General features: G+C 62.3%; 11 protein-coding genes. All 11 read right to left on the reverse strand.

What is annotated here, in order from left to right:
• Window positions 1-70 precede the first annotated feature (70 nt).
• Window positions 71-4,330 carry a strawberry notch family protein gene (locus tag ROE7235_RS11820; protein WP_121095745.1) on the reverse strand — a complete coding sequence of 1,420 codons (4,260 nt, stop codon included), beginning with the start codon at window positions 4,328-4,330 and terminating at the stop codon, window positions 71-73.
• Between the two features lie 129 nt (window positions 4,331-4,459).
• Window positions 4,460-4,855, reverse strand: coding sequence for a type II toxin-antitoxin system death-on-curing family toxin (locus ROE7235_RS11825; protein ID WP_121095746.1), 396 nt, complete (start codon window positions 4,853-4,855; stop codon window positions 4,460-4,462).
• The gene (locus ROE7235_RS11830; protein WP_085880501.1) at window positions 4,852-5,076 is read right to left on the reverse strand and encodes an AbrB/MazE/SpoVT family DNA-binding domain-containing protein; all 225 of its coding nucleotides are present in this window, start codon (window positions 5,074-5,076) and stop codon (window positions 4,852-4,854) included. Before ROE7235_RS11830 ends, ROE7235_RS11825 begins: the two co-directional genes overlap by 4 nt.
• Before the next feature lie 51 nt (window positions 5,077-5,127).
• Window positions 5,128-5,274 carry an antitoxin PaaA2 family protein gene (locus tag ROE7235_RS20945; protein WP_369596565.1) on the reverse strand — a complete coding sequence of 49 codons (147 nt, stop codon included), beginning with the start codon at window positions 5,272-5,274 and terminating at the stop codon, window positions 5,128-5,130.
• Window positions 5,275-5,294: 20 nt separating this feature from the next.
• Window positions 5,295-5,600, reverse strand: coding sequence for a zincin-like metallopeptidase domain-containing protein (locus tag ROE7235_RS20550; protein WP_281272861.1), 306 nt, complete (start codon window positions 5,598-5,600; stop codon window positions 5,295-5,297).
• A gap of 38 nt (window positions 5,601-5,638) precedes the next feature.
• Window positions 5,639-7,726, reverse strand: coding sequence for a YecA/YgfB family protein (locus ROE7235_RS11840; RefSeq protein WP_121095747.1), 2,088 nt, complete (start codon window positions 7,724-7,726; stop codon window positions 5,639-5,641).
• A 319-nt stretch (window positions 7,727-8,045) separates the two neighbouring features.
• Entirely contained in the window at window positions 8,046-8,564 is a 519-nt protein-coding gene (locus tag ROE7235_RS11845; RefSeq protein WP_121095748.1) for a type II toxin-antitoxin system YhaV family toxin, read from the reverse strand.
• Window positions 8,561-8,887: a type II toxin-antitoxin system PrlF family antitoxin gene (locus tag ROE7235_RS11850; RefSeq protein WP_005668772.1), complete on the reverse strand. Its 327-nt coding sequence runs from the start codon at window positions 8,885-8,887 to the stop codon at window positions 8,561-8,563. Before ROE7235_RS11850 ends, ROE7235_RS11845 begins: the two co-directional genes overlap by 4 nt.
• 125 nt (window positions 8,888-9,012) lie before the next feature.
• The gene (locus tag ROE7235_RS11855; protein ID WP_121095749.1) at window positions 9,013-9,666 is read right to left on the reverse strand and encodes a DUF6927 domain-containing protein; all 654 of its coding nucleotides are present in this window, start codon (window positions 9,664-9,666) and stop codon (window positions 9,013-9,015) included.
• A gap of 103 nt (window positions 9,667-9,769) precedes the next feature.
• The gene (locus ROE7235_RS11860) at window positions 9,770-10,363 is read right to left on the reverse strand and encodes a regulator (protein ID WP_092892257.1); all 594 of its coding nucleotides are present in this window, start codon (window positions 10,361-10,363) and stop codon (window positions 9,770-9,772) included.
• Between the two features lie 74 nt (window positions 10,364-10,437).
• A complete protein-coding gene (locus ROE7235_RS11865; protein ID WP_085880494.1) occupies window positions 10,438-12,420 on the reverse strand; it encodes a ParB/RepB/Spo0J family partition protein in 1,983 nt (660 codons plus the stop codon).
• Window positions 12,421-12,450: the final 30 nt, after the last annotated feature.

Below are 12,450 nucleotides of genomic sequence, written 5' to 3' on the forward strand. Positions count from 1 at the left end.
GCGCGGCCGGAAAGCGCAGACCGGCCAAATCCCGATCTGCGACGCCCAACCCGAAGCCCGCTTTGACTTTTCAGGCGGCTCGTTCTGCCGTCATGGCGGCTCCCTGCCCCACAATCCGGGCCAGAATGCCCGCTGTGTCGATCCCGTCCCCATGCGGCAGGAACACCCGCAGCTGGAAGGCGATGATCTCGGTGAAGCAGCCAAGGGCCTTCAGGCCGTCGATCATGCCCCTATCCGCACCGCAAAGCTCGAGGCGCATCTCGCCTGCGACACGGCGACGGGTCAGGGTCATCCCCCGGCCCAGATCGATAGGCGCGTTGGTGCCGAGCGCAGCGGTCAGCATCTCTTGCGGTGTTTGCGGGTTGGAGACGAGGAAGCGGGCGCGCAGCGCGGCCGCCCCTTCCTCACTGAGCGTGCGCCCGATCATGGCGGTCGTCTCGTCCGGCGCGACCCGGTAGATGCGCTCATTGGTGGTCGGAATGTCCTTCCAGATTGGCAGCAGCAGCCCGGTCAACAGGTAGAGCTTGGTCGTGGTGGTCTTGGGCAGGGACGCAGCCTCGGCATCCCAAAGGCGGGTGAACTCGGGCCTGTCGATCTCTTCCCAGGCGGAGGACTCGAACCGCGCCTCCTCCAGATAGCTCGACCCGTTGGGCCGCACCGCCTTGCGCATCAGCGTGACGATGTCTTCGTCATACATCTGCATGGGCCGCGCCGAGATGAGCGCCGCGCGGCCGGAGGCGCGATTAACCATCGGCAGCTTGTCGGGACTGCGCGATATGGCCTCTTCGGCCCCAAGGACGTGGACCGGATCGGTCACCTCAAGCCCGATGATCCGCGTGACCGCACCGGATTTCGGGCAGGTCCAGAGATCCTCGGTGGAGACCTGCTCGATCGTTTCGCCACGCAGCGTCTCCACCCCGAGATCGAGTGTACCCGCCGCCCTTGCCCGTTCTGTCTGATCGGCGATCCGGTTCATGAACTCCGCAAACAGCGCGTTCTGCATATGAATCGGCAAGGCCAGCACCCGGTTGAGAAACCGCTGGATCGGCGGAAGCTCTTCGAGCAGCACCCCGTCCTTGTCGATCAGCCGCAGGGCTGTCCAATCGGTAAAGCTATCGTAGCTCATCGCCTCGGCGCGCCCGGCGGCAAGATCGGCGAAGTAGCCGCGCAGTGCTGCCCGTGCGATCGGGCTCTCCAGATTGTCCTCCTCGCGGAACATGCCTTGCGAGCCGGTCTCGCGCTGGCCTTTTGTCAGGGCCCCCAGCTGGTCGAGGCGTTTGGCTATAGTCGAGGTAAAACGTTTCTCGCCATGCACATCGGAGGTGCAGACCCGGAAGAAAGGCGCGCTGACCTGGGCCGAGCGATGCGTGCGGCCGAGCCCCTGGATCGCCGCATCCGCGCGCCAGCCGGGCTCCAGCAGGTAGTGCCGCCGCCGCTTCTGGTTCTTCGCCGATCTCGAGGCATGATAGGAGCGGCCCGTCCCGCCCGCATCGGAGAAGATCAGGACATCCTTCTCGCCGTCCATGAAGGCTTGGGTCTCAGACGAATTGCTGCTGGCGGCACGCTTCTCGATGAAGAGATGACCATCCTCGGCCTTCAATGGCCGGATCGATCGGCCCGTGACTTCTGCCACGGCCTCGTCGCCGAACGCCCAGAGGATCTGGTCGAGCGCCGAAGGGATCGGGGCGAGCGTCATCAGCTCCATCATCGCCGCGTCACGTAAAGCGAGCGCTTCGCGCGAGACGACCAGCGCACCGGTCTCATCCCGGAGCGGCTCGGCCACCATATTGCCGTCGATCTCGACCAGCTTTTGCGCATGGATCGGGAAGGCCTGTTCGAGGTAGCCAAGAACATAGTCGCGCGGCGTCAGCGCGCCCTCGACCAGCTCGTCCTCGGGGTCCATCGTTTCAAGTCGGCGTTTCAGCAGGCTCTCACCCGTCGAGACCACCTGGATGACGCAAGCATGGCCCGCCGCCAGATCGTCCTCGATGGCGCGGATGATAGTCGGGGCTTTCATGCCCATCAGGAGATGGTTGAAGAAGCGCTGCTTGGTGCTTTCAAACCGGGACTTGGCCGAGGCGCGTGCGGCCGACGCATTGGTCTCCCCTGAAGCATTGTTGATGCCGGTTGCTGTCAGTGCCGCTTCGAGATTGTGGTGAATCGTCCGAAACGCGCCAGCGTAGGCGTCGTAGATCTCGGTCTGCGCCGGGGTCAGCGCATGCTCGAGCACATCGTATTCCACGCCATCGAAGCTGAGGGCGCGGGCCGTGTAGAGGCCGAGCGTCTTGAGATCGCGCGCGACCACCTCCATGGCAGCGACACCGCCTGCCTCCATCGCCGAGACGAAACTTTCGCGGCTCGGGAAGGGATATTCGGGGCCCTGCCCCCAGAGACCCAGACGCGCGGCATAGGCCAGGTTGTGCACGCTCGTGGCACCCGTGGCCGAGATGTAGAAGACGCGAGCGTGCGGCGCGGCCAGTTGCAGCCGCAGGCCCGCAAGACCCTGCTGCGAGGGTTTGACCCCCCTGCCCTGCTCGGACCCTGCCGCGTTCTGCATGGCATGGGCTTCATCAAAAGCCAGCACGCCGTCGAAGTCATCGCCCATCCACTCAAAGATCTGGCTCAGCCGCGTGGTGCCGCATTTGCCTGCAGAGCGCAGCGTGGCGTAGGTCGCGAAGAGGATACCGTCACTCATGGGGATCGGCTGGTCCGGTTTCCATTTCGAGAGCGGCTGGATGTCGGCGGGCGAGCCGCCAAGATCGGTCCAGTCGCGGATCGCGTCCTCGATAAGCGTGGCGGATTTGGAGACCCAGATCGCCTTCCTGCGCCCGGCAAGCCAGTTCACGAGGATGAGCCCTGCGCATTCGCGACCCTTGCCGCAGCCGGTGCCGTCTCCGAGGAAATAGCCGAGGCGATAGGCCCGTGCATCGGGGTCATCGTCGGCGCGCGTCAGCTTGGTCTGGTCGTCATCGATCGCAAACCGCCCCGGCAGGTCACGCCCATGGGCATCATGCGCCATGATGATGGTCTCGAGCTGCGCCTCGGAGAGATGTCCCTCTTCGATCAATCGCGCGGGCAGGCGTAATTCCGAACTGGCGGCAGCCGAAGGCACGGGTGGCGCGACAGAGGCCATGGCGATGCTTTCGACCAAGGGCGTTGGATGTTCTTGCGCGCCTGCGATCTCGATCCGCTGCGGGCGGTAGCGCGCATAGATGTCCGAGACGGGCGTGTTGTCGCGCGGTGTCTCAAGGTTCGTGAAAGTGAGCGAAATGGCGGCATTCGCCTGGGGTTTGGTAACGGCGGCAGGCGCGGTGGCGGTCTTGCGCGGGGCAGATGATGGAACGGTCGGCCGCCCGTGAGGGATCGCCGCTGGCTGTTGTACGGGTTGCATCTCGGGCCGGGTCGCGGTCACGGCGTCGACAAAAGGAAGGGCTTCGTCCAGATCCTGGACTGTGGCGCGGATGAATTCGCCGTCCTCCTGCACCTTGTCAAAAACCATCAACTGGGTTTCCACAGACGTGCCGAGCTTGCGGTAAACCTGTCCCGGCATCGTCAGCGCTAAGCGCAGCGTGAGGAGGCCGCAGGCGCGTGTCCAATGCGCGGCATCACGCTCCGGGCTGAACCCGGGTGGCATGATCGCCACAAGCCGCCCGCCGGGTGCCAGGCGCTTCGCGGCAGCGATGAGATGCTTGGCGGCGATGTGTTTGTCCCGGGAGCGATCGACCGAGGAGGCGAAGGGCGGGTTTATCACCACGACGTCGGGCAGAACCGGCGTCTGCAGCAGATCGTCGATATGCTCGCCGTCATGGCCTGTCACCTGGCCGCCGAAGAGGGCCCTCAGGAGGCGCTGGCGAAAGGGGTCGATTTCATTGAGCAAAACCGTGCCACCGGCCCGGGCGGCGAAAGCGGCCAAGGCACCCGTGCCGGCGGAAGGCTCGAGCACGGTCTCGCCCTTGCGGATCGCAGCCGCCTGCACCGCCAGGGAGGCAAACGGCAGAGGCGTGGAAAACTGCTGCAGCCGGATCTGCTGCTCTGACCGACGCGTTTCTGTCAGGAGCAGGGAGGCGAGGAGCTTTGCACCGGCGATGTCGCCCTTGGCGCCCTCACGCAGCAGCATCTGAACAGCCGCGGCCTGCATCAGGTCATAAGCCATGCGCCAATCCCATGCGCCGCTGGCATCGCTGCCATGAAACGTCTCGCGCATGATCCGGGCCAAGACTGAACTGCGCAGCGGCTGGTGCGCGATCTCCACTCCGATCTGCTTCAGGGCGGTGGCGAGGTCAGTATCGGAGATTGAGAGAGCCGGTTTTGTCGGGTTAGGCTTGGCCATTGGGTTTTTCCTTTGGATCAGGGTCTGAGTTCCAAAGGACAAAAAGCCCACTTTTCCCTTTTGCGGATGAGTATCCGAAATCAAAAACAGGGTCAGATCAGAAAGGACCAGACAGGATCGCCAATGCGATCAGACTGCGTCGGTCTCCGTGGATAGGTCGCGCAGCCATGTGGCAAATGCGTCCTCACTCACCTGATCGGCGGCAAGGTCTTCCATCATCCGGACACCCTTTCCGGGATCGGGTCGCAGATACACGCCATTGAGCCGCAAGAATGTAAAGGCTGCCACGAAAGCGGTGCGCTTGTTGCCATCGACAAAGGCATGTGCTTTGGCAATGCCATAGGCATAGGCCGCCGCGATCGCGAAGACATCTGCGTCCTCATAGGACGCCCGGTTCAACGCCCGGGCGGATCCCATTTCCAGAAGAGCCGGATCACGGGTCCCCGGCGCACCGCCGTGGCGCGCGATCTGGCGATCATGGACGACATACAAGGCCGCCAGCGGAACCCAGACCCAATCGCTCATGCAAGTGCTTGAAGCAGATCGCGGTTCTCATCCATGACGATCTCGGCTGCCGCAAGTGCGGCCTGCAGCTCGGGGTTTTCCGTCATCAGCTTCAGCCCGCCATCATCCGTGCGCACCGCATAGAGGGTATCCCCCTCCTTGGCATCCAGAAGCGCGAGCATCTCGGTGCTGAGTGTCACAACGGCGGAATTGCCGACTTTGCGGATTTTTGCTTCGATCATGGTAGGCCTCCCGTGGTTATACATATGTATATACGAAACCTCTGCATTAGGTCAAGTTTGCTCCTGGCACTTTTCGTCAATCAACGTCTGCAACTGATGCATCGCGTGGGCGTGCGATATCGGCGGGCGCGGGTCTTTGAGCGCTTCCTGCACCCTGGATCGAAACCAGGCATCGTGGGACTTCGTTTCAGCGGTCACGGAAATGGTCGTCGAGCCCCCTATCCAGAAGCTCGCCTAGGTAACTCGGTATATCGGTAACGCTCAGAACGACCTGAGACCGGCGGTCGGGGGATTGGACCTTGGACCCGTCGACTTTGTCGCAGGCCTGTTTGCGATCTGAAGGCTGTTTCAACTCGGGTCTCCCATTGACGTGTTGATCGAAGGTTACAGCAAAGTTTCCCGAACGATAAGAGCCTTGAAATTTCTATCTCTTTCATCGCCTCAAGCCACCCTTCGACATAGGCGGCGCTCTGGTCGAATTCAGGTTCCACCCCGATTTGCGCGCAAAGCATGCAGTTTCCGATTTCCGCGACTTATCCTGACAGTCAACCCAAGAAAGCTATCATTTCTGCTTGTCACATTGCTTGATCAGCCATTTGTGCAAGGCGGGAGCTTGGTCCGGTTTGGTTTTGAAATCCGCCGCCTGTTCGAGGAGCGCGCGCATGGCTTTGCCGTCTTTGCCGAGGGATTTGTTAGGCCAGTGGGGTTTGTGCGCTTCCCATGCTGTCAAATAGCCGTCAGCCCAGATGGAAAACAGGACCGGGTCCGCCGGGAACAGCGCCTCCGCCGGAGCGCCGTCCCGCAGCAAGGACAGACGGTGATTGTAGGCTATTACGATCAGGCCGAGGAGTTTTTGCAAGTCCGCATCGGAGGCGAGATCTTCTGCCACGACATTGAAAACCGTGATGATCCACTCGGAGGGTTTGATGAACTTGGGAGCGGTGCAAAGACCTGTCAAAAAGCCTTCCATCCAGGCGGGTGTGATCTTGGCCGGACGCAGAAGCTTATCCAGCGCCTTTTGTTCCTTTGTGCCGAACGGTGCGACCTCGGCGTAGGTTCCCTGGGCCGCGCGTTCTTCGGTGACCTCAAGACCGCCGAACGGCATCGGCGGCGCGTCCTGATGAACCCACGCCTCAAAGCTCATGGCGTGCACGAAATGCATGATCGGGGCCTTCTTCAGGTCGCGGCCCTCGGACATGGCCTGGGCCACGGCGACAAGCTCAGGCGTTGTGGGGTTCTTTGCAGCCGCCAGCAAGGCGGCATTGCGGGCAAAGATCATGGCCCAAAAGTCGCGGCGGGTCTCCAGATGCTGCCAAAGCTTGCGGGTCATGGCATTTTGGGTCGTTGCACTTTCGATGGCATCTGACGATGCGTCGCTGTCCTCGAACCAGCTGTCCGAGATCGGGAAGTGATCAGGCCAATGCTCACTCGCCATGATCAGGCTGCCGCGTGCGCGGACGGAGAGAGTGGAGACGGCGCCTTCGGGGTCAGCAATGGCCGCGATGTCTGCAATATCTGCCGATCGCGGGCGCAGATCGGCAAAACCTGCGGTCTCGACGACATCGAGCAGACCCGCGGCGGGCATTGTCCCGTTCGCTTGACCGTCCGCAAGCGCCCAGGACAGAGCGGTGAACGCATAATCTGTTGTTGCCTCCAAGGCGCCTGACTCATTTGCAATCTGCGCGATCATCTGTTTTTGCTCGGAGGCGCTGGTGCACGGAAGCACAAAAGCGTCTTTCACGCCAAACCCCTGTTTGAGCAGCACCACCGCCAAAGCACGTCGGCCACCCGATTGAATGGCCATAGAGAGGCTCTGCGCACCGCTGCCATCGACCATCGAGGATACAACGCGGTGGATCTTGGGTTTTGAGCGCGTGTCAGTTGCCGGCGTCCCAGTTTTGAGGGCGGATCGGATGATCTCATCCATACCGCGCAAGGTGTCAGGGTCTTGTAGCCAGCTTCGGATCAAGGTGATGCGCGATAACAAGGTTTGAGACAGATCACCCGCCTGCTGGCGCAGAGCGAGACCGGTTAGCGCGCCGGAGCTCACCGAGGCGTCTGTCGCAAGAAGCAGCGCTGCGGCGGCATCTCCACATAGGGACTCTGGTCGGGTAGCGAGTTTGCGAATGAAAGCAAAGCGCGCTTCTGGCGGCAAGGTTGGCAGCATCTCGTCCAGCATCGCCAGCATGGCCGAAACCGAGTCTTCGCCGATGTCATTGAAGCCTTTGAAGATGCCGTCGAACATCTCATCGGGGATGTCGGGAATACCGTTGATGTCAGCAAAGGCATCCGGGTCTTCGGAGATGACCGCATGGGCCAGCGATGGTGGCGGGGTCAGGCCCGCACGCGTCCAGGCGCTGGAGAGAGACAAGGCCGTTTGGGATGTCAAGTCGGCGTCGAGCAAGGCCACCACATCGCGCATGTCATCCAGGAAGGTGCGCCCTTTGCGCTGCCCGTTCTCATCGGCCATGCGGGCCTCATCCAGTGCGGCGACCAGCATCGCCATCTGGCCGTCCGACAATGGGCCACTTGCGGCCTCTTGGATCAGCGCAGCGCAGAGGTCCGGGCGCGTCAGAAGATCCTTGCCACACCGCCGTAAAAGCTCTGACTGCTGCAACGGCAACTTTGGCGCTTCCACGGCCCGAACCATCTTTGAAAGAAACGCGTCCACCCTGATCCCCCTCGGTTGACATCATTGCATTGCAGAAAGTTTGGTTCTGCCCAAGGCAAAACCATATCTTGGCCGATTACTCCCCCGAAATCTGCCCTATCACGATGCGAATTCGCGCGCGTTCCGCCTTGAGAGAGGCCCGCTAGAGAGCTGGCAATCGCTTCTCTTTGAGCAATGATTTGACGTCTTCCTCTGCCTTTTGCCAGGCTGGCAGGTGGCGCGCGCGGATACAGGCGTTCGGGCATTTGGTTGACAACCATAGCGCTGCCTGTGCGTCGCGGGCGCTCCCAAAGCCATCTCAACGGCCAGGCGCCGCTTCAAGAGACTTCTCGAAACGCTTTTCTGCCGTCGCGGCTTCTTTGATGAGCGCGTCGAAACTGTCAGGTGGATTGCCATCTTCCAACATCCCTTTGAATGTCGCATAGGCATCCGTTTTGCTGCCGTAGGCGCGCAGGGTCTTGTCGTCGTTCACCCATGCCACCACGATGACCTTCGCGTCACTGTTGAACCGGTAGAACAACCTATACTGTTGGAAGAATTTCGCCCGGAACCAGTGCTTGCGATGATCGCCGAGTGTGCCGCCTTGCCGGAATGCCGCGGCACCCGGATCCGCCGGTATGGCCTCGGTCACCAGCTTGAAGATAGCGGCCAGCCGTTTCGTGCAGTTCTTTTTGCGCCAGGTCTTGGGATCGCGCGTTCTTCGCGCCTCGGCCTCGAGGGTCAGCCCTTCGAGCTGGTCCAGAAAGAGCGGATGCGCATAGATCGACCATCCGTTTACGACAAGGGGCGTTTGGGCGGGCACGCTATCGCCGCTCATTCATCCTCGAGCGATAGCGGCGCATCAAGATCGACGTCAACGTCTCCGACCAGTGCTGCAAGACGGTCATGCAAAGCCCCATCGAACGCCCGAATGCGGTCCGGATGCGCCTTGATATCGGCCTCGACAAAATCGAGAAAGGCTCCGAGAACGGGATCTTCCTCGTCGCTGCGCACGGGCTCGATATAGACCCTGCCACTCGGCTCGGTGCAGTAGCGAATCTGGTCGCCCTTGCCCAGCTTGAGCTGCTTGCGCACACCCGCCGGCACGGTCGTCTGATACCGATCCGTGAGCTTCGATACATCTTGTGCGAGCGCTGTCATGGCAGTTTCCTGAAAAAAATGAGCTTTAACGCATTCGCGTGGGTAATGCATTTGCATTGCCTTGTCAAGACAAGCCACAGGATGTGCCGTCGCCGGACCGGCCGATCAACCGTCCGACGCAGGACCTAATCTCGCCCGGCCAGAAACTCCGCCAACACCGGGCTTGACGCGCCTTTCGCGGAACTGAGGAGAGCCGATCCGGCGAGCGAGGCTTTCGAGAGGCGCACGAGGCCGCCAGTTTCTTCGATGCGATAGCACCGCCGCTTTTGCCGCCCCCGCCTGTAGTGGGTGGCCGTGACGATCTGGCAGGTACTGCCATCACTCAAGCTGACGGGAGCGGCGAGCTTGATCCTGTCGCCTTCCTGGTAGTCCGGGATCGCGGCCCAGTCCCTGCAGCGCTGGCGCCAGGCCTGCGCGTAGCTGTCGGAGTCTTTCAGACTGGAGAGCAGGTTGAGCAAAGACAGTGGCGCGCGGGACTCAACGGGGCCGGCGCTTTCCTCCATGTCCTTGTAGCCCCAGCAACCGTCGTCGTAGCGCGTCAGGAACACCGCCCCGAAGGTGATGGAACCGTCTGGATCGGTGACATAGGTCGCGTCCTCGACTGGGGCGCCATCGAGATTGGTGATCCGCGCCGCAGCATACCAGGTGGAGCCGACCTTGCAGGCTTTCACCAGTTCGGTCTTGCGCGTGTCGGTCTCGAAGCTGCAAAGACGAGCGATTTCCGCTTTCTCATCCGCGTAGGTCTGGACGCGGCGGTCGGTGTAGAAGAGCCACCCCATTTCAGAGTCCTTTCTCTCATTGGGGAAAATTGTTGTCGCCAATGTCCCGAGAGGGCCGCAGGCCCGGCAGGGTATTGGCGATGCTTGTTTGAGAAAGGGCGCGTTATGCCGCCCTCCGGTCATCGATCTCCATCAGCGCATCGAGCGGTACGCGATAGGGCTGCATCGCGTCGAAATCCTCGCAATTACCGCAGTTCTGCACGATCGCGAAGGTATCGCAGGCATCCTTGAGGATGACCCGGAAGGTACCGCCAAGGCCCGAGGGCACCTCGTAGGTCCCGCCGATGAGATAGTCCGAGGCCCGGCGCACGAAGACACGGATGCTGTGGCCATCTGTGGCGAGCCGGATCGTCCCCTGCCCCCGGTCTATGAGCACCTGCACATCATCGAGGATGTCGGTGTAGAACTGGCCGGTCAGATCGCGGAATGCGATGCGCCGTTGCGCCATCCAATCCGTATCGCGAAACGGGTTCATGCCATCGGCGAAGGCGAAGGAGGGATCGGCCTGCTCGGTGGTGACGATGCGGGTGGTCGTGCCATCGATGCCGTTCGAGCGCAGATGCACGCCATTGCCGACGATGAGGATCAAGGCAGGCCGATCAATGGGCCCGTTCCAGTTGGGCAGGAAGGTCTTGCAGGCGCGCGCATGAGCGATCTGCGCCGCGACTGCGGAGGCAGAGAACTTGAGAATAGCCATGGGGATGTCTTTCGGTTGGGTGTGAGAGGGTCGACCCGCGCGGGCGGAATGTTTCGCGCGGGTCGCGTGATGCGTCAGGCCGCCTGCGCGACCTCTCCGTCAGGTTCCGGGGTTTCCACGATGGGCGCCGTCTCATCACAGGCGACACCGGCGGTCTGCATCATGGGCGGGCACCAGGCGGCCACCGCAGCGCGCTGCGCGTCCGTGAGCGTGGCGAAGGGCTCGGCAAAGAGCTTGTCGCAGAAGGCGACGATCTCCTTCTTGCTCGACGAGGCCAGCGTTACCGCCTCCTGGGCGAGACCCAGATCCTCGCCAAGGATCTTCAGGAGCCAGGCCTTCTTGAAGCGGTTGAACAGCGCCGCGTTCGGCGTCCAATGTGCGCGAATGTCGGGCATGACCTCGATCTCGAACTCATGCATCAGGCTGTCGCGCCTAGGATCCCGCGCGAAGCAGGACTGCGTGGTGCTGGCCGTGGCATAGGCCACGAGCTTGGCCTTCTCACCCGCATCGAGCGCGCGAAACGCCGCGAACTGATCGGCGGGCGCGCGGGCGTCATCGAGCCAGGACAGATCAAGCGCATCATGCGCTGCCGCCACCTGCTCGAGCGAGGTCTCGTCGATCTCGTCCATCTTGGCGTGGTTGCGGTATTCTTTGCGGGCCTCGATCTTGATCGCCTGCGTCACGGCCATTCCGCTGTACAGAACGTCACTCACCAGCTTGAAGAGCGTCAGGTCAAGCGTGGCCTCCGGATGCAGCGCCATCGCGGCGCCAAGGGCCATGGCCCGCTCTGTCTTGAGATCCTCAGCCAGCGAGGCCGGGTAGCTGATCTCGCCAGCGTCCGGGGCCTCCTCCCCCGTCTGGTTACTCGAGGAGCCGCGCGCGCCCTCCTCTTTCACGGTGTCCTCGGGGCGCACGAGTCCCACATGGAGCGTGACCTTACCGCCCGACCACGACGCAATCACCCCAGAGCGCGCGAGGTCCTCGGCGCTGTAGGCCTCCTGCAGGTCGCGGGCTTCCTCTTCCAGGGCGTCCACGCGGTCGTCGAGAGCAGTGTAGGCGTCCTCCTCGAGCCCCTCGTCCTCCATCTCGAGCTGCAGTTTCTCGAGCTCGGCGGTGATCTCATCGATGCGCTTCTGGGCGGCCTCATCCGGCTCGATCGGGCCGGGATAGACGCGACCGAAGTCGGCCATGGTCGCGTAATCATAGCGCACCATCGCATCCGCCCAGGCAAAGCCCAGCCTCATACGGGCGTCCTCGGCGGCGGCACCGAGCTTCTCGAGCAGGATGGTCTCAACCAGCGCCGCATCCTCGAGCACGGAATGCTCTTCCAGAAGATCAGCCGCGACAGCGCCGCCTCGTGCCACGTAGTCTTCGCGCACGAAGGCCCCGATATCGTCGCTGACCTGCACCCCGCGGGATTTGAGCGACTGACGGACGGTATAGGCCTGCAGATAGCCGCCGTCTTTCGTAAGCGCCTCGAAGACCTCGCGCTGCGCCTCCTGGCTCGGGTGCTCGGCGAAAGCCTTCATCGTGTCGAGCGTGATCACCTTGGCCCGGGCCGCGGCGCGGATGTCGGGGTGGATCAGGCCGTAGCGCAACCGGCCTTTCACGGCAGCGACGGTCGTGCCGAATGTTTTGGCGATCGTCTCGGGCGTCTGGCCGTCGACCTCCATCATCCGGGCGAAGGCCTCGAACTCGTCGATCGCGTTCATCGGTGCCTGGGTGACGTTCTCAGCGAGCGACAGGGCTGTGGTCACGTCGCAATCGTCCGGAACAAGTCGGCAGTCCACCTTGGTCTTCGCGGTGAACCCCTTGGCAGCCTTGTCAGCGACCAGCTCCTTCAGCGCGGCGTGACGCCGGCCGCCGGCGAGCACGGCGTATTTACCATCGATCTTCTGGACCAGGAGCGGCTGGAGCAGGCCCAGCACGGCGATGCTGGCTTTGAGATGCGCGATGTTCTCGGGGTCATAGGTTTCCGGGGATTTGCTACGCACATTGGCGGGATGCGCAATTAGCTCGCCAATTGCGACAGTGAAAGGGGCAAAGTTTGCGGTCATGGGATGTCCTTTTCGATAGGTATGAAACGG

The sequence above is a fragment of the Roseinatronobacter ekhonensis genome, assembly GCF_900499075.1.
In the GTDB taxonomy this organism is placed as follows: Bacteria; Pseudomonadota; Alphaproteobacteria; order Rhodobacterales; family Rhodobacteraceae; genus Roseinatronobacter; species Roseinatronobacter ekhonensis.

Bases quoted from the DNA above. Each gene is read 5' to 3' on its own strand.
- ROE7235_RS11820 (WP_121095745.1), bottom strand. From the start codon at position 4,330: ATGGCCAAGCCTAACCCGACAAAACCGGCTCTCTCAATCTCCGATACT.
- ROE7235_RS11830 (WP_085880501.1), bottom strand. From the start codon at position 5,076: ATGATCGAAGCAAAAATCCGCAAAGTCGGCAATTCCGCCGTTGTGACA.
- ROE7235_RS11825 (WP_121095746.1), bottom strand. From the start codon at position 4,855: ATGAGCGATTGGGTCTGGGTTCCGCTGGCGGCCTTGTATGTCGTCCAT.
- ROE7235_RS11850 (WP_005668772.1), bottom strand. From the start codon at position 8,887: ATGACAGCGCTCGCACAAGATGTATCGAAGCTCACGGATCGGTATCAG.
- ROE7235_RS11865 (WP_085880494.1), bottom strand. From the start codon at position 12,420: ATGACCGCAAACTTTGCCCCTTTCACTGTCGCAATTGGCGAGCTAATT.
- ROE7235_RS11860 (WP_092892257.1), bottom strand. From the start codon at position 10,363: ATGGCTATTCTCAAGTTCTCTGCCTCCGCAGTCGCGGCGCAGATCGCT.
- ROE7235_RS11840 (WP_121095747.1), bottom strand. From the start codon at position 7,726: ATGGTTCGGGCCGTGGAAGCGCCAAAGTTGCCGTTGCAGCAGTCAGAG.
- ROE7235_RS11845 (WP_121095748.1), bottom strand. From the start codon at position 8,564: ATGAGCGGCGATAGCGTGCCCGCCCAAACGCCCCTTGTCGTAAACGGA.
- ROE7235_RS11855 (WP_121095749.1), bottom strand. From the start codon at position 9,666: ATGGGGTGGCTCTTCTACACCGACCGCCGCGTCCAGACCTACGCGGAT.